At 37.8% G+C, this 474-nt stretch carries 1 protein-coding gene; it reads right to left on the bottom strand.

What is annotated here, in order from left to right; genetic code table 11:
• Positions 1-17: 17 nt before the first annotated feature.
• Positions 18-474, bottom strand: a 457-nt coding sequence (locus tag WKT09_RS13740; RefSeq protein ID WP_340416565.1) for a helix-turn-helix domain-containing protein, incomplete at its 5' end; no start/stop codon positions are given.

Below are 474 nucleotides of genomic sequence, written 5' to 3'. Positions count from 1 at the left end.
TACCTCACAAAGTAAGGTTATTTTGAACCCTTGTTTTTGAAGTTTTTTAACGGTTTGGTATTCTGCTTCATACCGCGTTTGCGTGACATCAACTCTCTTTCCACTTCGTCTAACTTTTTTAGCGCAGCGTTCTCCGTTTCAAGATATTCATTTCGTGCTTTCAATGCTTCAATCTCTGTGCGTAATTTTTCTTCATCCGTTTGAATCTTGTCTGGTTTCCCGCGCCCACGTCCATCAATCAATCCAGCCGGACCATGTTCTTTGTATTTTCGTACCCACGAATAGACATTATTATAGGGAACGCGATACTTTTCAGCGGTTTCTTTATACGACAATCCATTAACTAAACAATCTTTGACAATCTTTACTTTTTCATCATACGTTATGTTTTTGCTTTTCATTATATACACCTCGGGTTTTGGAGAATATGTTTTTATTCCTTCCCCCTTAGTATACTTGATAATCCATGTTCGA

The sequence above is a fragment of the Pseudogracilibacillus sp. ICA-222130 genome (assembly GCF_037892545.1).
Classification (GTDB): Bacteria; Bacillota; Bacilli; order Bacillales; family Amphibacillaceae; genus Pseudogracilibacillus.
Note: the sequence above shows the minus strand (reverse complement) of the source record. Positions and strands in the feature narration are given on the sequence as shown.